Here is a 434-nt window from a genome sequence, read left to right as displayed (position 1 = left end):
CGGCTCGAAGTCGGACTCGACGGAGCCAGACCCGTCTTCTGGCGGCGCGAGCCGGACCGTGTACTCGACGCCCTCCGGCAGGCAGACGATAGCCCACGGCGCGAACGGGAGCCACTCGGTCCGCTGCGGCGTCCCGCGCCACACGACCGCCTCGCCGTTGACTTCCATCCACCGCGCGATGAACGTCGAGACGCTCGTGGTCTTCCCGCGCCCCATCGGCCCGTGGATCAACGCGTCCGAGCCGCCGGTCGTCTCGAGGTCGCTGTCGTCGACGGACGTGTCCGGGTCGACCAGGTACTCGAACACCCCTTTGCGGGCGTCGCAGAGGCCGCTGAAGTCCTCGAAGTCGAGCCGAAAACCGTCCATATCCGACGTGTGGATAATCGCGTCGAGCATGGCTCGCGGATGTCGGATCGCGCTGTGTGGCGGCGTCC

General features: G+C 68.4%; 1 pseudogene. It reads right to left on the bottom strand.

What is annotated here, in order from left to right:
• Nucleotides 1-396 (bottom strand): annotated as a pseudogene (locus EXE44_RS18285) (hypothetical protein); the annotation flags it as partial.
• Between the last annotated feature and the right edge of the window lie 38 nt (nucleotides 397-434).

Origin of the sequence: Halorubrum sp. SS7, from assembly GCF_005435055.1 — an archaeon.
Taxonomy (GTDB): Archaea; Halobacteriota; Halobacteria; order Halobacteriales; family Haloferacaceae; genus Halorubrum; species Halorubrum salinarum.
Note: the sequence above shows the minus strand (reverse complement) of the source record. Positions and strands in the feature narration are given on the sequence as shown.